General features: G+C 70.4%; 21 protein-coding genes and 1 pseudogene. 14 read left to right on the plus strand and 8 right to left on the minus strand.

The window, feature by feature from the left end:
- From ligD to EF387_RS43135, 11 genes and pseudogenes are all read left to right on the plus strand, one after another.
- Positions 1–903 carry a non-homologous end-joining DNA ligase gene (ligD, locus tag EF387_RS43085; RefSeq protein ID WP_128382056.1) on the plus strand — a complete coding sequence of 301 codons (903 nt, stop codon included), beginning with the start codon at positions 1–3 and terminating at the stop codon, positions 901–903.
- Positions 904–1,104: 201 nt separating this feature from the next.
- Complete coding sequence (locus tag EF387_RS43090; RefSeq protein ID WP_128382057.1) at positions 1,105–1,452, plus strand: gas vesicle protein GvpO; 348 nt, start codon at positions 1,105–1,107, stop codon at positions 1,450–1,452.
- Positions 1,453–1,683: 231 nt separating this feature from the next.
- Positions 1,684–2,118, plus strand: coding sequence for a gas vesicle structural protein GvpA (locus EF387_RS43095; RefSeq protein WP_128382058.1), 435 nt, complete (start codon positions 1,684–1,686; stop codon positions 2,116–2,118).
- Positions 2,115–2,867: a GvpL/GvpF family gas vesicle protein gene (locus EF387_RS43100; protein ID WP_128382059.1), complete on the plus strand. Its 753-nt coding sequence runs from the start codon at positions 2,115–2,117 to the stop codon at positions 2,865–2,867. The genes EF387_RS43095 and EF387_RS43100 overlap by 4 nt, the downstream gene beginning before the upstream one ends.
- 4 nt (positions 2,868–2,871) lie before the next feature.
- Positions 2,872–3,135, plus strand: coding sequence for a gas vesicle protein GvpG (locus EF387_RS43105; RefSeq protein ID WP_128382060.1), 264 nt, complete (start codon positions 2,872–2,874; stop codon positions 3,133–3,135).
- Positions 3,132–3,776, plus strand: a complete 645-nt coding sequence (locus tag EF387_RS43110) for a DNA primase (protein ID WP_128382061.1) — start codon at positions 3,132–3,134, stop codon at positions 3,774–3,776. Before EF387_RS43105 ends, EF387_RS43110 begins: the two co-directional genes overlap by 4 nt.
- Complete coding sequence (locus tag EF387_RS43115) at positions 3,773–4,885, plus strand: SRPBCC family protein (RefSeq protein ID WP_128382062.1); 1,113 nt, start codon at positions 3,773–3,775, stop codon at positions 4,883–4,885. The genes EF387_RS43110 and EF387_RS43115 overlap by 4 nt, the downstream gene beginning before the upstream one ends.
- Positions 4,885–5,205: pseudogene (locus EF387_RS43120) on the plus strand (gas vesicle protein); the annotation flags it as partial. The gene EF387_RS43115 and the pseudogene EF387_RS43120, both read left to right, overlap by 1 nt.
- Positions 5,206–5,420: 215 nt before the next feature.
- A complete protein-coding gene (locus EF387_RS43125) occupies positions 5,421–6,212 on the plus strand; it encodes a GvpL/GvpF family gas vesicle protein (protein WP_128382063.1) in 792 nt (263 codons plus the stop codon).
- Positions 6,209–6,394, plus strand: a complete 186-nt coding sequence (locus EF387_RS43130) for a gas vesicle protein (RefSeq protein ID WP_128382064.1) — start codon at positions 6,209–6,211, stop codon at positions 6,392–6,394. Before EF387_RS43125 ends, EF387_RS43130 begins: the two co-directional genes overlap by 4 nt.
- A complete protein-coding gene (locus EF387_RS43135; RefSeq protein ID WP_128382065.1) occupies positions 6,394–6,690 on the plus strand; it encodes a gas vesicle protein K in 297 nt (98 codons plus the stop codon). The genes EF387_RS43130 and EF387_RS43135 overlap by 1 nt, the downstream gene beginning before the upstream one ends.
- Before the next feature lie 102 nt (positions 6,691–6,792).
- Here the strand turns inward: EF387_RS43135 and EF387_RS43140 are convergent, their stop codons facing one another.
- The 3 genes from EF387_RS43140 to EF387_RS43150 form a co-directional block, all read right to left on the minus strand.
- The gene (locus EF387_RS43140) at positions 6,793–6,963 is read right to left on the minus strand and encodes a hydrophobic protein (RefSeq protein ID WP_128382066.1); all 171 of its coding nucleotides are present in this window, start codon (positions 6,961–6,963) and stop codon (positions 6,793–6,795) included.
- Between the two features lie 55 nt (positions 6,964–7,018).
- Entirely contained in the window at positions 7,019–7,843 is an 825-nt protein-coding gene (locus EF387_RS43145; RefSeq protein WP_238432038.1) for a methyltransferase domain-containing protein, read from the minus strand.
- Between the two features lie 322 nt (positions 7,844–8,165).
- Positions 8,166–9,659, minus strand: a complete 1,494-nt coding sequence (locus EF387_RS43150) for a bifunctional phosphatase PAP2/diacylglycerol kinase family protein (RefSeq protein ID WP_128382067.1) — start codon at positions 9,657–9,659, stop codon at positions 8,166–8,168.
- 128 nt (positions 9,660–9,787) lie between these two features.
- Here EF387_RS43150 and EF387_RS43155 point away from each other — a divergent pair, with 128 nt between their 5' ends.
- Entirely contained in the window at positions 9,788–11,407 is a 1,620-nt protein-coding gene (locus tag EF387_RS43155) for an ABC-F family ATP-binding cassette domain-containing protein (protein ID WP_128382068.1), read from the plus strand.
- A gap of 462 nt (positions 11,408–11,869) precedes the next feature.
- Here EF387_RS43155 and EF387_RS43160 read toward each other — a convergent pair whose 3' ends face one another.
- On the minus strand, positions 11,870–12,979 hold the full coding sequence (locus EF387_RS43160; protein ID WP_128382069.1) for a baeRF2 domain-containing protein: 1,110 nt from the start codon (positions 12,977–12,979) through the stop codon (positions 11,870–11,872).
- 85 nt (positions 12,980–13,064) lie between these two features.
- Between EF387_RS43160 and EF387_RS43165 the strand changes: the two genes are divergently transcribed.
- Positions 13,065–13,304 (plus strand): DUF6158 family protein, encoded by a 240-nt coding sequence (locus tag EF387_RS43165; protein ID WP_128382070.1) that lies wholly within the window; start codon positions 13,065–13,067, stop codon positions 13,302–13,304.
- 71 nt (positions 13,305–13,375) lie between these two features.
- On the opposite strand, the gene EF387_RS43170 is transcribed toward EF387_RS43165, so the two are convergent.
- The 3 genes from EF387_RS43170 to EF387_RS43180 form a co-directional block, all read right to left on the minus strand.
- Entirely contained in the window at positions 13,376–13,918 is a 543-nt protein-coding gene (locus EF387_RS43170; RefSeq protein WP_128382071.1) for a type 1 glutamine amidotransferase domain-containing protein, read from the minus strand.
- 174 nt (positions 13,919–14,092) lie between these two features.
- Positions 14,093–14,533, minus strand: a complete 441-nt coding sequence (locus tag EF387_RS43175) for a CBS domain-containing protein (RefSeq protein ID WP_128382072.1) — start codon at positions 14,531–14,533, stop codon at positions 14,093–14,095.
- A 96-nt stretch (positions 14,534–14,629) separates the two neighbouring features.
- Entirely contained in the window at positions 14,630–15,016 is a 387-nt protein-coding gene (locus tag EF387_RS43180) for a DUF2795 domain-containing protein (RefSeq protein ID WP_128382073.1), read from the minus strand.
- Positions 15,017–15,305: 289 nt separating this feature from the next.
- On the opposite strand from EF387_RS43180, the gene EF387_RS43185 reads away from it, so the two are divergent.
- Positions 15,306–16,193, plus strand: a complete 888-nt coding sequence (locus tag EF387_RS43185) for a sugar phosphate isomerase/epimerase family protein (protein ID WP_128382074.1) — start codon at positions 15,306–15,308, stop codon at positions 16,191–16,193.
- A gap of 112 nt (positions 16,194–16,305) precedes the next feature.
- Here EF387_RS43185 and EF387_RS43190 read toward each other — a convergent pair.
- The coding region (locus EF387_RS43190; protein WP_155589831.1) for a response regulator transcription factor at positions 16,306–16,445 on the minus strand (140 nt) is incomplete at its 5' end.

Genomic DNA, 16,445 nt, shown 5'->3' on the forward strand with positions numbered 1-16,445 from the left:
ATGACCACTGTGCGCATCGGCCGGCGCACCGTCGAGGTGCGCCGGCCGGACAAGGTGCTGTTCCCCGAAGACGGTTACACCAAGGCCGACCTCGTCGACCACTACCGCGGCGTCGCGCCGTACATGGTGCCGCAGCTGCGGGGGAGGCCGCTGATGGTGGAGCGGTACCCCGACGGGCTCGGCGGACCCCGCTTCATGCAGAAGAACGTCTCCGAGCACTATCCGGACTGGATCACCCGGGCCGAGGTGCCGAAGGAGGGCGGCACGGTCACCCACCCCGTCTGTGACGAGCCCGCGACGCTCGTCTACCTGGCGGACCAGGCCTGCATCACCTTGCACCGCTGGCTCTCCCGGACCCGGGCGGTCGACTGCCCGGACGTCCTGGTCTTCGACCTCGATCCGGCCGAGGACGACTTCGCCCGGGTACGGGAAGCCGCCCACCTGCTGCGCGAGCTGCTCCAGGAGCTGAAGCTGCCGTCCGCGCCGATGACCACCGGCTCTCGGGGGCTGCACGTCGTGGTGCCGCTGAACGGCCGGCACGGCTTCGACGAGGTCCGGGAGTTCGCCAGGGACGTCGCCGACACCCTCGCCGATGCCCACCCCGACCGGCTCACCACCGCCGCCCGCAAGAAGGAGCGGGGCGACCGGCTCTATCTGGACGTCCAGCGCAACGCCTATGCCCAGACCGCCGTCGCCCCGTTCTCCGTGCGGGCCAGACCCGGCGCCCCGGTCGCCGCCCCGATCGCCTGGGAGCAGTTGGACGACCCGTCCGTCGACGCCAGGACCTGGACCATCGACAACGCCGTGGAGCAGGCAGGCAGGGAACCCTGGGCCGGTCTGCCGCGCTCCGGACGCTCGCTGGGGCCGGCCCGGCGGGCACTCGACGCGCTGCGCGGGCGGTGAGAAACCCGCCCGGAAAGCCCACGCGGCGACGGTCACCCTGAGTGTTCACCAAGGCGCCCATATCGCCGGACAAGGACCCTGCGTACCCGTGAGACGGTCCGGTCTCCGCGGGCGGTACACGTGCGTCCTCCTGCATGTTCCCCAGCAGGTTTGGCCAAGGCCTGACGGGTCACCCGCTGTATCTAGGTGGCGGAGGGGGCCATGGCAGACACACCGAACGCGGACACCGAGAAGAGCAACACGAACGCGAACACATCGAAGGAGAACCAGCCGGCGGAGGAACTGATGAAGCCCGTGGAGGTGCTGCGCGACGCGCGCGAGCAGCTCGAGGAGCTCACCGGGATGACCGTCGAGTCCGTGTCGTCGTTCGAGCCGTCGAAGGACGGCTGGCGGTTGGAGATCGAGGTCCTGGAACTGGAACGGGTCCCCGACACGATGAGTCTGCTCGCGAGCTACGAGGTGCTCGTCGACTCGCAGGGCGAGCTCAGCGGCTATCGGCGCCTGCGCCGCTACGAACGCGGGCGCGCCGATCCGCACCGCGGTCACTAGCCCCCATGCGCTCAGTCGGCTGGAAGCAGGAGCCGTCGGAGCCGTGGGGACGGCCGAAGTGACGACAGCGGAACGACGGAAAAGCAGACCGAGCGAGCGAAACGAGCGACGAGAAGAGAGATCCACAACGACCGAGGAACCCAAGACGAGACGCACAACGAGACGCACCACGAGCGACCGACAGACAGCAGACGACACAAGCGACGAGCAGGACAAGGAGGCCCGGTCGGTATGACCGTTGTCCCCGCACAGCAGCAGCAGTCAGGCGGAGGCGGCAGCAGCGGCCTGTACGACGTTCTGGAGCTCATACTCGACAGGGGGCTCGTCATTGACGCATTCGTACGAGTCTCACTGGTCGGCATCGAGATCCTGAAGATCGACGTACGGGTCGTCGTAGCCAGCGTCGACACCTATCTGCGTTTCGCCGAGGCGTGCAACCGGCTCGACCTCGAGGCCGGCCCGCGCAAGCAGCCCGGGCTGCCCGACCTGGTCGGTGAGATCACCGAGTCCGGCGCGAAGGGAAAGTCGAAGGGGGCGCTGTCCGGCGCCGCCGAGACGGTCTCCGGCGCGTTCCGGGAAGCCAGGGGAGAGAAGGAGGAGCAAGGCGAAGCCCGGCCCCGCGCTCGTAAGTCCACCGCGGCGCGCAGGAAGGAGGAAGAGGAGTGAGCACGTACATCTACGGGATCACCGCAGGCTCGCACCCTTCCCTTCCGGACGGCATCGACGGCGTCGGTGAACCGGCGCAGAAGGTACGGATCGTCAAGGAGGGCGAGCTCGCGGCGGTCGTCAGTGACGCGCCCGAAGGGCTGCGCCCCAAGCGGCGGGACCTGCTCGCCCACCAGAACGTGCTGCAGGAGGCCGGTGCGGGCGGCACGGTGCTGCCCATGCGGTTCGGCAGCCTCGCCCCGGACGACGAGACGGTGGCGAACGTGCTCGCCGAACGCGTCGATCACTACCAGGAGCGGCTGCGGACGCTGGCGGGCCGTGTCGAGTACAACGTCAAGGCCACCCACAACGAGGAGGCCGTGTTGCACCTCGTGATGGCCGAGAGCCCGGAGATCCGGGCCGCGGCCGAGGCCAACCGGCGTGCGGACGGCGGCAGTTACGACGACCGGATCAAGCTCGGCGAGATGGTTGCGGCGGCGGTGCAGGCCCGCGAGGCCGAGGACTCGGAGGTGCTCCGGCAGAACCTGGAACCGGTCGCCGAGGCGGTCAGCCCCGGACCCGAGTCCACCGGGTGGCTGGCCAACCTGTCCTTCCTGATCTCCGGCGACGACGCGGCCCGCTTCCTGGAGACGGTCGAGCAGATCCGTACGAGCCACCCGCACCTGGAGGTGCGGGTCAACGGGCCGCTGCCGCCTTACAGCTTCGTCGAGCCCGGTCCGGCCGAGCCCGTCCGGGCAGCTCGGGAGTGAGGTCATGGGCCTGATCGGAGAGGTGCTCCTGCTGCCGTTCGCCCCGGCGCGCGGCAGCCTCTGGGTGATCGAGCAACTGGTCGCCGAGGCGGAGCGCCGGTACTACGACCCGGGGGCGATCCGCGCCGAACTCGGCTTGCTCGAACAGCAGTTGGAGGCGGGCGAGATCGACGAGGCGGAGTTCGACCGCCGGGAGGACGAATTGCTGGACCGCCTGGAGATCGCCACGACCAGGGGTACGGCGACGGGCGAGGGGACGACACGATGAACCGAGTGGGACTGGGCCTCGCGGTAGGGGCCGGATACGTCCTCGGACGTACGAAGAAGATGAAAATGGCCGTCGCCCTCGGCACGCTGGCGGCGGGCAAGCGCATGCAGCTGAGCCCGCGTGCCGTCGCGGAGCTGGTGAACCGGCAGCTGAAGGACAACCCGCAGCTGAAGGAGGTCAGCGACGAGCTCCGCGCGGATCTGCGTGGGGTCGGCAAGGCGGCGTCCGGCGCGCTGGTCGAACGGCAGATGTCGGGCCTCGCGGACCGGCTGCACGGCCGGACCGCGCAGGTACGGGACAAGATCTCGGGGGTCGCGCCGGACGTGCCGGGACTCGGCGGACAGGACGACGAGTCCGAGGAGTCCGAGGAATCCGAGGGGAAGGACACCTCGGCTCCTCGGGACGAGCGCGAGGAGGAACCCGCGGAGCAGGACGAGGATGAGCCCGGGGCTCGCGGGACGGAGCCGGCGCGCACGGCCACGGCTCCGGCGAAGAAGGCCGCGAAGAAGGCTCCGGCCAGGAAGAAGGCGGCTCCAGCGCAGAAGACCGCCCCCGCCAAGAAGGCCGCGAAGAAGACGGCCGCGAAGAAGACCGCCGCGAAGGGCACGACCCGTCGGGCTTCTGAGGGGAGGCGACGATGACGGACACCCTGAAAGGTGCGACGGACACCGCCAAGGGCGCAACCGGGACACTCGGTGGCTTCGCGAAGAGCGAGGCGGCCGACCGGCTCAAGGCCGAGGTGCAGGACTACCTCGCGGCCCAGGCCCAGCGCGCGCTGGTCGGTTTCGGCCACAAGCTGGGTGAGACCACCGGCAAACTCAACGACATCGCCGAGGGCAAGAGCCCCGGCTTCGCCAAGCTCGCCCTGAACACCGGGCGCAAGCTCGCCGAAGGAAAGGGGCCCCTGCGCACCGCCGTGGAGGTGGGCGCCGGACGCGCCAAGGACAGTGTGATCACCGCGTTCAAGGGCCTGGGGTCCAAGGGCAAGAAGGGCAAGGGGAAGTCCACGGGAAGCAAACCCACAGTCATCCTCGAGTACGTGGACGTCGGCGTGGACGTGCGCACGGCGTACGACCAGTGGACCCAGTTCGAGTCGTTCAGCACGTTTGCGAAGGGCATCAAGAACGCCCAGCGCGCTGACGACACCAGCTCCGACTGGACCGCGAAGATCTTCCTGTCCACCCGCAGCTGGAAGGGCCGCACGACCGAGCAGGTGCCCGACGAGCGCATCGCATGGACCACTGAGGGCGACAAGGGCACCACCAAGGGCGTGGTCTCCTTCCACGCGCTGGCCGACCGCCTCACCCGGGTCCTGCTGATCATGGAGTACTACCCGCAGGGCTTCTTCGAGAAGACCGGCAACATCTGGCGCGCCCAGGGCCGCAGGGCCCGGCTCGACCTCAAGAACTTCGCACGCTTCATCACGATGCGCGGCGAGGCCACCGACGCCTGGCGCGGCGAGATCCGCGACGGCGATGTGGTCCGCAGCCACGAGGACGCGGTCGCGGAGGAGGAGGAAGAGCGGGAGCCCGAGGACGAGTACGAGGGGTCCGAAGAGAACGAAGAACCCGAGGACGAGTACGAGGACACCTCCGAAGAGCCGGAGGAGGGCGAGGGCGCCCGGTACGAGGACGACGAGGCGTACCCCGAGGACGAGGAGGCCTACGAGGACGAGGACGAGGAGCCGACCGCGGAAGAGGAAGAAGAGGAAGAAGAGGAAGAAGAGCCCGTCGAGAGCCGGAGCCGCTGATGACCATGGCCGGCCGACTTCCCGAACCCTACGGTCGGGACAGCAGTGCCAATCTCGCCGACATCCTGGAACGGGTCCTGGACAAGGGCATCGTGATCGCGGGTGACATCCGGATCAACCTGCTCGACATCGAGTTGCTCACCATCAAGCTGCGGCTCATCGTCGCCTCCGTCGACAAGGCGAAGGAGATGGGCATCGACTGGTGGGAGACCGATCCGGCGCTGTCGTCAAAGGCGAACCGTTCCGAACTCGCCAGGGAGAACAGGGAGTTGCGGGATCGGCTGGCTGAACTCGAAGACGCCATGGGCGGTCAGGCCGAGCTGGAGCGCTCCGGTGGCCGGGCGGCCGGACATGAGCGGTCCGGCGGCCGGGAGGCCCGGCGTGAACGGTCCGGGAGTGACCGGTCCGGTGGTACCCACCACCGGACCGGTACCCGGCGCCACCGCTCCGAGGACAGGGACTACGCGGACAGCGCTGATAACGCGGAGAGCGCGGACAGCGCCTACGGCAGCGACGACACGGAGGAGGAGACGCCATGACCGGACTCCGCTACGTCTACGCGATCTGCCGTCCCTTCTCGACCCCGCTCCAGTCGCAGCTCACCGGGGTCGCCGGGGCTCCGCCCAAGCAGCTGCCTCACGGGGACCTGGTGGCGATCGTCAGCAACGTGCCGGAGGAGGACTTCTCCGAGGAGGCGCTGCGCGCCCATCTGGAGGACCTGGACTGGCTGAGTGCCACGGCCCGCGCCCACCAGAGCGTGATCGACGCGCTCACCGTCGTCACCAGTCCGCTGCCCCTGCGGCTCGCCACCGTGTTTCGCGACGACAGCGGCGTACGGATGATGATGCAGGAACGCGAGGAGCAGTTCCTGCAGACGCTCGACCGGCTCGAGGGGCGGGTGGAATGGGGCGTCAAGGTTTATGTGGAGAATGCCGGTGCGGATGCCGAGGAAGAGCAGCCGGAGGACTCCGATAAACCGCTGAGCGGCCGTGACTACCTGCGTCGGCGGCGTAAGCAGCGGACGGCCCACGAGGACAGGTGGGTACACGCCGAGGAATTCTCGCGGCGGCTGCACGGAACTCTTTCCGAATATGCCGAGGACCATCGGGTGCATGCGCCGCAGAACGCGGCGCTTTCCGGTGTTTCCGGCGCCAATGTGCTGAATGCCGCCTACCTTGTGCCGCGGTCGGAATCCGAGGCGTTCGTGGAACTGGTGGACCGCACGAAGGACGACGCGCCGGGAATCCGGGTGGAGCTGACCGGCCCCTGGGCGGCCTACTCCTTCAGCGGGGAGCCGGTCGGGGTGCCGGAGGGGGAGGGCGAGTGACCGTCGTCGAACGCCGGGAGATCGCCCTCGTCGACCTGCTCGACCGGCTGCTCGCCGGCGGCGTCGTCATCACCGGCGACATCACACTGCGGATCGCCGACGTCGATCTCGTACGCATCGATCTGAACGCCCTGATCAGCTCGGTCAACGAACAGGTTCCGTCGCCCTGGGAGGAGCCGTAGTGTCCGCACAGCGCCGAAACCGGCTGGACCTGGATCCGGACACGGTCGAGCGCGACCTGGTCAAGCTGGTGCTGACCGTCGTGGAGCTGCTGCGCCAGCTGATGGAGCGGCAGGCCCTGCGCCGCTTCGACACCGGAGACCTCTCGGAGGAGCAGGAGGAGCGCATCGGGCTCACCCTGATGCTTCTGGAGGACCGGATGACCGAACTGCGTGAGCGGTACGGACTGCGGCCCGAGGACCTCAACCTGGACCTCGGGCCGCTCGGACCGCTGCTTCCCCGCGAACCCGGCGAATAGAGAAAAGGGTTTTCAGGGTTTCCGCGGTTTACCTGGGGTTTGCTGTCGTCGGGTTATTCGGTTGTCGTAGTTTCTCTGTCGTCGCTGCTCGTCGTGGTACCGCTACCAGCGGTACCAGCGTGACCTGCCCCCGGTTGCGTTGGTGCTGCGCATCAGGAATCCCAGCAGCCACACGGCGAGGACTATCAGTGCTATCCACCAGAGAACCTTCACCGCGAATCCCGCACCGAAGAGAATCAGTGCCAGAAGCAGAACCAGCAGAATAGGAACCATAGTGAGTGACCTCCTGCTGTTCGGGTTTCCGGAATGCGCTGATTCAATCGCGAGTTCAAGCTTCCTTTCGGCACAGGATTTCTCCGTGCAGTACGGAGAACCAACTTTCGGGCCGGTCGCCCCACTCCCGCCAGGCCCGTGCGATGTCCTCGAGCCGATCGGAGGTCGTGTGGCCGCCGAGGGTGGCCAGGTCCGCGTAGGAGGAGGCGACCGTACGGTCCGCCCACAGCCCGCTCCACCAGGCGCGCTCGTCCTGCGTGGCGAAGGTCCAGGTGCCCGAGGTGGCCACGATGTCCGTGAAACCCGCCGCGAGGGCCCAGGCCTTCAGCCGGCGGCCCGCGTCCGGCTCTCCGCCGTTCGCCCGTGCCACCCGCCGGTACAGGGCCAGCCAGTCGTCCAGGCCCGGCGACGACGGGTACCAGGTCATGGCCGCGTAGTCCGCGTCCCGGACGGCGACGTACCCGCCGGGCCGGCAGACCCGCCCCATCTCACGCAGCGCCCGCACCGGGTCGCCGACGTGCTGGAGCACCTGATGGGCGTGGACGACCGAGAAGGCGTCCTCCGGATACGGCAGTGCGTGCACGTCCGCGACCGTGAAGTCGACGTTGGTGAGCCCGCGTCCGGCCGCAGTGGCGCGGGCCTGCTCCAGGATGCCGGGCGCGCGGTCGACCCCGGTGACGTGCCCGTCCGGCACCAGCTCCGCGAGATCGGCGGTGATGGTGCCGGGGCCGCAGCCGATGTCCAGGATCCGCATACCGGGTTCCAGGGCGTCGAGGAGGTAGGCCGCGGAGTTGGCGGCGGTGCGCCAGGTGTGCGAGCGCAGCACCGACTCGTGATGGCCGTGCGTGTAGGTGGCGGTCTCCCTCGACATGCCGGTCATGCGGATCCCCTCGTCGTACGGCGTGGAGCCGGCCGGTCACGCGACGCGCGGCCCGGCCGGCGGTACGGCACGACCGTACGTCCGATGTCGAATATTGAGACCAGTTGTCTTGCTATCTGGGACGCGTCAGCTGTTGGGCGATGACGTCCCGGGCGCCGAGGAGGTGCCCTTGGCGGCTGCGCGGGGCTGCCGCTCCGCGGGTGGGGCTACAGGGACTGCATCGGGCCGCGGGTGGGGCTACAGGGACTGCATCGGGCCGCGGGTGGCTACCGGGACTGCATCGGGCCGCGGTGGCTACCGGGACTGCATCGGGCCGCGGTGGCTACCGGGACTGCAGCGGACGGTAGACGGTCAGCGCCTCGGGAATCTTCTCCAGCGTCAGATCGCCCTCCACCGTGGTGACTTCGCCGTCGTACGCGAACAGCGTGCCCGGGGCGACACCGGCCACCTTCAGCCGGCGCAGCCGTACCCCGGTGTGGACGGGGGAGCGGGTCAGCGGGCCCGCGAGTGCCGCCGCCAGCAACCGGGGACCGGGCCGGCGCCCGCCGTGCACCACCCGCACATCGAGGAGACCGTCGGCGAGGTCGTAGCGGCGCCCCGGCGCGAGGCCCATCCGGTGGTACATGCCGTTGCCCGCGAACAGCAGCCACAGCGGGCGCTGCGCGCCGCCGACCTCGACCCGCAGCGGATGCTGGTCGGCGCGCAGCACGCGCAGTGCCGCGAGGACACCGGCCGGCCAGCCCCCGACGCGGGACTCCCAGCGCTCGCGCTCCCGTACCAGCTCCGGGTAGACGCCCAGGCTGCAGTTGTTCAGGAAGCAGCCCCTGATGTCCCCCGAGGAGAACACACCCACGTCCACCCGGACCGCCTCGCCGCCCGTGAGGGCCCGGCCCAGATCACGGGCGTCCTCGACGCACAGGTCGTACGCGAAGTGGTTGAGGGTGCCCCCGGGCAGCACGGCCAGCGGGAGGTCGTGGCGCAGGGCCACGTGCGCGGCGGCGTTCACCGTGCCATCGCCACCGCACACACCGAGCACCCGGGCGCGCGCGGCCGCCTTCTCCAGCTCCGCCCGCACGTCGGCCGGGTCACACTCCACGATCTCCGCGCGCGGCAGGGCGTCACGCAGCGCGCCGACGCGTTCGGCGGTACGGGCGCCGGTGTTGACGACCATGACCAGACCCTCGCCGTCGGGCAGCGCGGGCGCGTCCACGAACGGACGGCCGGGCGGCGGGAGCTGCGTACGGGTCGGCACCAGACCGCGCACGGCGAAGGCGGCGCCCGCGCCCAGGGCCGCGCCCGCCAGGACGTCACTGGGATAGTGCACGCCGGTGTAGACGCGGGACGCGGCGACCGCCGCGGCGACCGGCGCGACCGCCGCACCCCAGGCCGGGGACTCCAGCGCGACACCGGTCGCGAACGCTGCCGCCGAGGCCGAGTGGCCCGACGGGAACGACGTGGTGATCGGCTGACGCTTCAACTGCCTCACCAGCGGGACCGCGTCCAGCACGGGTCGCGGACGGCGCACCGAGCGCTTGCCCAGGGTGTTGATGGTGGCCGAGGCGAGGGCCAGCGAGGCGACGCCGCGGACGGCCGCCCTGCGGGCCCTCGGCGTACCGCTCACCGCGAGCGTCGCCGCCGCCGCGAACCACAGCACGCCGTGGTTGGCGCTCCGGCTCAGCCGCGGCAGCACACGATCGCCACCCGGCCAGTGCCGGGTGGCCACCGCGTCGAAGACACGGCTGTCCAGGGCGAGGAGCCGGTCCCGCAGCGCGTGGTGCCCGGGAACGGGAACGGTGAGGTCGATGTCAGGGCTCATGCCCTGCGAGTACCCCGGCCTCCGCCCCGGTGCACGCGGCCCGGAAGTGACCTGCGCGCGAACGGACGGCGCGGCGGGACCGCAAAAGCGTTTGCCGGACGGCCCCGGACTTCGGAGAATGCCCGACCATGGGACATCTCGAGGCAGCACATCTGGAGTACTACCTTCCGGACGGGAGGCCGCTCCTTGGCGATGTGTCCTTCCGGGTCGGGGAGGGTGCGGCGGTCGCCCTCGTGGGGCCCAACGGCGCCGGCAAGACCACCCTCCTGCGGATCATCTCCGGCGAGCTCAGGGCGCACGGCGGCACTGTCACCGTCAGCGGCGGACTCGGCGTGATGCGCCAGTTCGTGGGATCCGTACGGGACGAGACCACCGTACGGGACCTGCTCGTGTCCGTGGCGCCGCCCCGGATCCGCGAGGCCGCCCGGGCCGTCGACGCGGCCGAGTACGCCATCATGACCGTCGACGACGAAGCGGCCCAGATGGACTACGCGCAGGCCCTCGCCGACTGGGCCGAGGCCCGCGGCTACGAGGCCGAGACGCTCTGGGACATCTGCACCACGGCCGCGCTCGGCATGCCGTACGACAAGGCCCAGTGGCGGAAGGTGAGCACCCTCTCCGGCGGCGAACAGAAACGCCTCGTCCTGGAGGCGCTGCTGCGCGGCACCGACGAGGTGCTGCTCCTCGACGAGCCGGACAACTACCTCGACGTACCCGGCAAGCGCTGGCTGGAGGAACGGCTCGGGGAGACCCGCAAGACCGTGCTCTTCGTCTCCCACGACCGGGAACTGCTCGCCCGCGCCGCCGACCGGATCGTCAGTGTGGAGCCCAGCCCCACGGGCGCCGACGCCTGGGTGCATGGCGGCGGCTTCGCCACCTACCACGAGGCCCGCCGCGAACGCTTCGCCCGATTCGAGGAGTTGCGCCGCCGCTGGGACGAGAAGCACGCCCAGCTGAAGAAGCTGGTGCTGAATCTCCGTCAGGCGGCCAGCATCAGCCATGAGTTGGCCTCCCGCTATCAGGCCGCACAGACCAGGCTGCGGAAGTTCGAGGAGGCCGGACCGCCGCCGGAGCCGCCCCGTGAGCAGGACATCCGGATGCGGCTCAAGGGCGGGCGCACGGGCGTAAGGGCCGTCACCTGCAAGGGACTTGAGCTCACCGGCCTGATGAAACCCTTCGACCTGGAGGTGTTCTACGGGGAACGGGTCGCCGTGCTCGGCTCCAACGGCTCCGGCAAGTCGCACTTCCTGCGGCTGCTCGCGGGGGACGACGTGGCGCACACGGGGGAGTGGAAGCTGGGCGCCCGGGTCGTCCCCGGACACTTCGCCCAGACGCACGCCCACCCCGAGCTGGAGGGGCGCACCCTGCTCGACATCCTGTGGAAGGAACACGCCCAGGACCGCGGCGCCGCCATGTCCCGGCTGCGCCGCTATGAGCTGACCGCCCAGGCCGAGCAGCGCTTCGAGGCACTCTCCGGTGGCCAGCAGGCCCGCTTCCAGATCCTCCTCCTGGAACTCGAGGGCGCGACCGCGCTGCTGCTGGACGAGCCGACGGACAACCTCGACCTGGAGTCCGCCGAAGCGCTCCAGGAAGGCCTGGAGGCGTACGAGGGCACGGTGCTGGCGGTCACCCACGACCGGTGGTTCGCCCGCTCCTTCGACCGCTACCTCGTCTTCGGCAGCGACGGCCGGGTACGGGAGACGTCGGAACCGGTGTGGGACGAGCGGAGGGTCGATCGGGTGCGGTGAGGGTCGTGGGGTGCGGGGGAGGGTTTCTTCGCCCCCGCCGCCCTTACCCTTCCCATCCCAGGGGCTTCGCCCCTTCGACCCCGGGCAAGGGGGCTGCGCCCTTTGGGCCCTCGATGTCGGGTGCTGCCCCCGGGCCCCCTGGACGAGCGGAGGGTCGATCGGGTGCGGTGAGGGTCGTGGGGTGCGGGGGCGGGTGGGCTTCGCCCCTTCGGCCCCCCGGGCAAGGGGGGGCTGCGCCCCCTGGGCCCCCGATGTTGGGGGCTCATGCTCCCGGAACCCTGCTCCGCAAGGGGGCTGCGCGCCCTTGGAGCCCCGTCGCCGGGGGCTCCGCCCCGGACCCCCGCTCCTGAACGAACGCCGGGCCGGAGGGGCTGGATGGCGCGGCCTGGGTTGCGTTGCGTCAGCCCGTGACGGTGGGCCCCGGCCGCTCACCGGGCGGCCGAGGTGCGTGGGCCTCCGGCTCTATGCCCAGCGCAGCAGTGCCCCCAGGCCGCCCGCCGGAGCCTCTTCCGGGGCCAGCGTCGACACCGAGATCGCGGGCGCCCCCGTCGCCACGGCGCAGCGCAGCAGGGCGTCGTCCGCGCGGGCCGGGACCGGGTGGGTGTCCAGGCCCAGCCCGGTGAGGTCCGTACGGCGCACCGCCAGCTGGTCCGGTGCCTCACCGATCCAGACCTCCCGGTGCGCGTCCGGTCCCTCCAGCCGGATCAGCAACTCGTCGATGCGGTGCTCGCGCGCCGCCGCGACCAGCGCCGGCACGCCTTCCACCGCACCGGAGCGCCCTTCCTCGTCCGGCGCGCGCGCCGCGAGGAACCGCTCCAAGTCCTCCTCGGTCCGCCGCCGCACATGCTCCGCGCGGATCCGCTCCACCTCCTGGTCCAGCAGCCTGCTGCCGATCCCGTGCTCCGTCTCCGTCGTACGGTCGAGCAACCGCTTCGGCATCCGCTCGTGCACGGACCGTCGCTCACGGTCGTCACCGACGAGGATGATCAGGTCGGCCCGGGTCTCCTCCTGGCAGACGCTGAGCGCGTCGGCGACCTCGGCGGCGTTGTGCTCCCAGGTGTTCTCCACCTTGAGCTGGAAGTGCCGCTCGGACCAGTCACTGCTGGCGGTGCGGTGGATGGGCCACTGCCTGCCCCTTACCTCCCCCGCGTTCTCGCTGCCCAGCGCCCCGCGCAGCTCGAACTCCGCGCCGCGCCGGTCGATGTACGCCACCAGGCAGACCGGCTCCTGCTCGGCCAGTTCCAGCAGCGGCGCGGTGTGAGGCAGCGGCGCCCACAGGGCGGAGGTGCGCTGCGGCGGGCGGGCCAGCGGCGGGTCCAGGACAACCTGGCCGCGGGTGGCGAAGAGTGCCCGGCCGTAGGGTTCGGACGCGTGCTGAAGGTCCTCGATCGCCGTGTACACGGCCCGGCAGGTCGGCTCGTCGGCGTCCTGCGCGGCCAGCTGCCGGAACACGTCCAACGCCATCAGGGATCGCTCATGGGCCATGGACTCCGAGCGCTGCGAGGTGTCGACGTACACGGAGGCCCAGGGCCCCGGTTGTTCGTAGAGTGGTTGGAGAAACGCGAGATCCATGGCTCCCTCCCGGATGCCGCTCGGGTAATGCCTGTCCGGCGGGTACCCGAAGCGCACCAAAGGACACGACGATCGGGGTACCACGATGACCGGAGTCGACCCGGGCCGCCTGGACGACCAGCAGCTCATGAAGGAGCTGGAGACCATCCACCGCACCCGCCACGACACCCTTCTGCACGGCTCGAACGACGCCCTGAAGGCGCACAACGACCGCATGGCGCAACTGGAGGGCGAGTACCTGCGTCGCCACCCGCGCCGCGTGGTGGCGGCGTCGCGCACCCGGGAGGGCGCCCGGGACCGGGAGGCCTGCGAGAAGAACGCGTGACCGACGGGAGCCCCGGTGGACCGCACCGGGGCTCCCGTCGTGAGTGGGTCGACGGCCGTCACTCCCGGCCGTTACGCCGACACCTTGGCGAACTCGTTGAGGAACGCCTCGCAGAACGCCTTCAGATCGCCCGGCTTACGGCTGGTGATCAGGGTGTTCGAGCCGGCCTCGCAGACCCGCACCTGCTCGTCGACCCAGATGCCGCCCGCGTTCGAGATGTCGGTCTTCAGGCTGGGCCACGAGGTGAGCACCCGGCCCCGGACCACGTCCGCCTCGACGAGCGTCCAGGGCGCGTGGCAGATCGCGGCGACCGGCTTGCCCAGCTCGAAGAAGCTCCGGGTGAAATCGACCGCCTGCCCGCTCAGGCGCAGCGCGTCGGGGTTGGCCACCCCTCCCGGCAGCACCAGTCCGTCGAAGGAGTCGGCCCGGGACTCGCCCACGACCTCGTCGATCGGGAAGGTGTCCGCCTTGTCGAGATGGTTGAAGGCCTGCACCTCACCGGGCTTCGTCGATACCAGAACGGGCTCGCCGCCCGCGTTGCCGACCGCCTGCCAGGGCTCGGTCAGCTCGACCTGTTCGACACCTTCGGGTGCGGTCAGAAACGCAATGCGCATGACTGCTCAACGTCCCTTCTTGTTGCTGTTCCTGCTGGCTTGTTGCGGTCCTTATCGGTTCTCAACGGTTCTTAACGGCCGCTGCTCGACCGGGCACGACCGGCCTGACCTCCTGCTCGCCGCGGACGGCCGTACGGACGTCCCCCGGCGCGGGCACCCGGTCACCTCCGGTCGTCACGCGGACGACGTCCCCGGCCAGCTGTCCGGCTCGGCGCGGCTGATGTCGGCGAGCGCGGATTCGGGATCCTGGTCCATCGCGATGTCCCCGATGCTGACCATGCCCACCGGACGACCGTCCTCGACGACCGGCAGCCGGCGCACGGCGTTGTCGCGCATGAGCGCGACCGCGGCGGACACGGCGTCGCCCGGACCGATCACCACCGGATTGGGCGTGCACACGGCCTGGGCGCTCACGGTCAGCGGGTCGATGCCGTCCGCGACCGCGCGCAGTGTGATGTCGCGGTCGGTGAGCACCCCGATGACCTGGTGGTCGCCGGCGACCAGCACATCGCCGATGTCCTGGGCCCGCATCAGCTGCGCCGCCTCGACGAGTGAGGCGTCTGGGCGGACCGTCACCACGCCCGGTGTCATGACGTCCCTCACGAAATCAGCCATTGCTGCCTGCCTCCCTGCGTCCTCCCGGCGTGGCTGAGGAGTACGGCGTGGCGTGTCGGTGTGACGCCGCCGCCCGCAGTCCTCCGGGCGCCGGTGCTATGCGTTCTCCCGAGGCCCCGCCAGGGCCTCGGCCAGCTCCTGCGCCGTGCGGTAGCGCGAAGTGTGCGGCAGCCGCTCCACCGCCTCCACCAGACCGTCCGGAGCGTGCCGACGACGCAGTTCGTCGGTCAGCTCGCGCGGTCCCGCGGGGAACGACGTCCGTCCCAGGTGGCGCGCGAGCTCCAGCCGCAGGTCCGCCACGGACACCGGCCCTGCCCCGGGCGTCACGGGGCCGCCCGCGAGCAGTGGGTCGTCCTCGGCGCTCGGCTCCGGGTCGTGCCACTCCTCACTTCGGGTGGGGTGCCCGGACCTGAGCATCCCCTGGAGCTCATGCTTCATCTCCTCGTCCCGGTGGACGCTGAGCCGGTCGCTGCCTCGCTGCATGTCTCCCTCCAGATCTTCGGTGGCTGCACGCGTACCCGTCAGGGGGAGACCGACACGGCCGTCGCCCACGCAAGACGCCGAATTTCCCGAGCCCGGCATGCCGGCCTCGCGCTGCCCGGGGGCCGGAGCCCCGAAGGAAACGGCTGATGGAAAAAGACGTTCTCGATGATGGGTTAATGATGGTTTCCGGCCCCTTGAGCACTCCGCCGGAGCAGACCTAACGTTGCGGCCACGGAATGGCGCGCCGTGCGACGACCCTCACTGACCGGAACCACCGAAAGGCCACGGCATGGACACCCCCTCGCAGAACCGGATCGCCGGCGCCCCCATCTCCTGGGGTGTGTGTGAAGTCCCCGGGTGGGGCTACCAGTTGACGCCCGACCGGGTGCTGAAGGAAATGCGCGAGGTGGGCCTGGCCGCGACCGAGATCGGACCCGAGGGGTTCCTGCCCGGCGAACCGGACGCCATGGCCCAGGCCCTCGCCCACCACGGGCTCCAGGCCGTCGGCGGCTTCACCCCGCTGCTGCTGCATGTCCCCGACCACGACCCGCTGCCCGAGGTGGCACAGCTCCTGGAGAGCTATGCCGCGTCGAAGGCCGAGGTCCTCGTCCTGTCGGCCGTCACCGGCCAGGACGGCTACGACACCCGTCCCGAACTCGACGCCGACGGCTGGAAGCTGCTGCTGTCCAACCTCGACCGCCTGACCGCGCTGGCCGCCGAACGCGGCGTACGCGCCGTCCTCCACCCGCACGTCGGCACGATGATCGAGAACGGTGACGAGGTACGCCGCGTCCTGGAACACTCGGCGATCTCCCTCTGCCTCGACACCGGGCACCTGCTCATCGGCGGCACCGACCCCGCCGAACTCACCCGGCAGGCACCCGAACGGATCGCCCACACCCATATGAAGGACGTGGACGCCTCGCTCGCCGCCAAGGTCCAGTCCGGCCGCCTCACCTACACCGAAGCGGTACGCGAGGGCATGTACCGCCCGCTCGGCGCCGGAGACGTCGACGTCGAGGCCATCGTGACCCACCTCAGCGCACGCGGCTACGACGGCTGGTACGTCCTGGAGCAGGACACGATCCTCACCGAGGAGCCCCGGGACAGGGGACCGGTCGAGGACGTGTGGACCAGCGCGGAGCACCTGCGCTCGGTACTGCGCGGCGCGGCATGAGGCTTTCCCAGCCGGCCGGAAGGCCTCGTACTGGACGTACTTGCGCTTTCGGCCGGTGCGGTGAGAGGTCGTCCCGGGCGTCGCGACGGGGCGAACGTTGCCTGTTGCGGCACTAGTCCAGTTGGGAGGCGAGGACCGCGGCCTGTACCCGTCGTTGGACGCCGAGTTTGGCGAGCAGGCGGGAGATGTGGTTCTTGACGGTCTTCTCGGACAGGTAGAGCTTCTTGCCGATCTCGCGGTTGGTGAGTCCGT

The organism is Streptomyces cavernae, assembly GCF_004023625.1.
GTDB lineage: Bacteria > Actinomycetota > Actinomycetes > Streptomycetales > Streptomycetaceae > Streptomyces > Streptomyces cavernae.

Excerpts from the sequence above, each read along its gene's own strand:
- EF387_RS43185 (WP_128382074.1), top strand. The coding sequence starts at position 15,306 with ATGGACACCCCCTCGCAGAACCGGATCGCCGGCGCCCCCATCTCCTGG.
- EF387_RS43165 (WP_128382070.1), top strand. The coding sequence starts at position 13,065 with ATGACCGGAGTCGACCCGGGCCGCCTGGACGACCAGCAGCTCATGAAG.
- EF387_RS43110 (WP_128382061.1), top strand. The coding sequence starts at position 3,132 with ATGAACCGAGTGGGACTGGGCCTCGCGGTAGGGGCCGGATACGTCCTC.
- EF387_RS43095 (WP_128382058.1), top strand. The coding sequence starts at position 1,684 with ATGACCGTTGTCCCCGCACAGCAGCAGCAGTCAGGCGGAGGCGGCAGC.
- EF387_RS43115 (WP_128382062.1), top strand. The coding sequence starts at position 3,773 with ATGACGGACACCCTGAAAGGTGCGACGGACACCGCCAAGGGCGCAACC.
- EF387_RS43170 (WP_128382071.1), bottom strand. The coding sequence starts at position 13,918 with ATGCGCATTGCGTTTCTGACCGCACCCGAAGGTGTCGAACAGGTCGAG.
- EF387_RS43175 (WP_128382072.1), bottom strand. The coding sequence starts at position 14,533 with ATGGCTGATTTCGTGAGGGACGTCATGACACCGGGCGTGGTGACGGTC.
- EF387_RS43160 (WP_128382069.1), bottom strand. The coding sequence starts at position 12,979 with ATGGATCTCGCGTTTCTCCAACCACTCTACGAACAACCGGGGCCCTGG.
- EF387_RS43125 (WP_128382063.1), top strand. The coding sequence starts at position 5,421 with ATGACCGGACTCCGCTACGTCTACGCGATCTGCCGTCCCTTCTCGACC.
- EF387_RS43090 (WP_128382057.1), top strand. The coding sequence starts at position 1,105 with ATGGCAGACACACCGAACGCGGACACCGAGAAGAGCAACACGAACGCG.
- EF387_RS43155 (WP_128382068.1), top strand. The coding sequence starts at position 9,788 with ATGGGACATCTCGAGGCAGCACATCTGGAGTACTACCTTCCGGACGGG.
- EF387_RS43105 (WP_128382060.1), top strand. The coding sequence starts at position 2,872 with ATGGGCCTGATCGGAGAGGTGCTCCTGCTGCCGTTCGCCCCGGCGCGC.
- EF387_RS43145 (WP_238432038.1), bottom strand. The coding sequence starts at position 7,843 with ATGACCGGCATGTCGAGGGAGACCGCCACCTACACGCACGGCCATCAC.
- EF387_RS43150 (WP_128382067.1), bottom strand. The coding sequence starts at position 9,659 with ATGAGCCCTGACATCGACCTCACCGTTCCCGTTCCCGGGCACCACGCG.
- ligD (WP_128382056.1), top strand. The coding sequence starts at position 1 with ATGACCACTGTGCGCATCGGCCGGCGCACCGTCGAGGTGCGCCGGCCG.
- EF387_RS43140 (WP_128382066.1), bottom strand. The coding sequence starts at position 6,963 with ATGGTTCCTATTCTGCTGGTTCTGCTTCTGGCACTGATTCTCTTCGGT.
- EF387_RS43180 (WP_128382073.1), bottom strand. The coding sequence starts at position 15,016 with ATGCAGCGAGGCAGCGACCGGCTCAGCGTCCACCGGGACGAGGAGATG.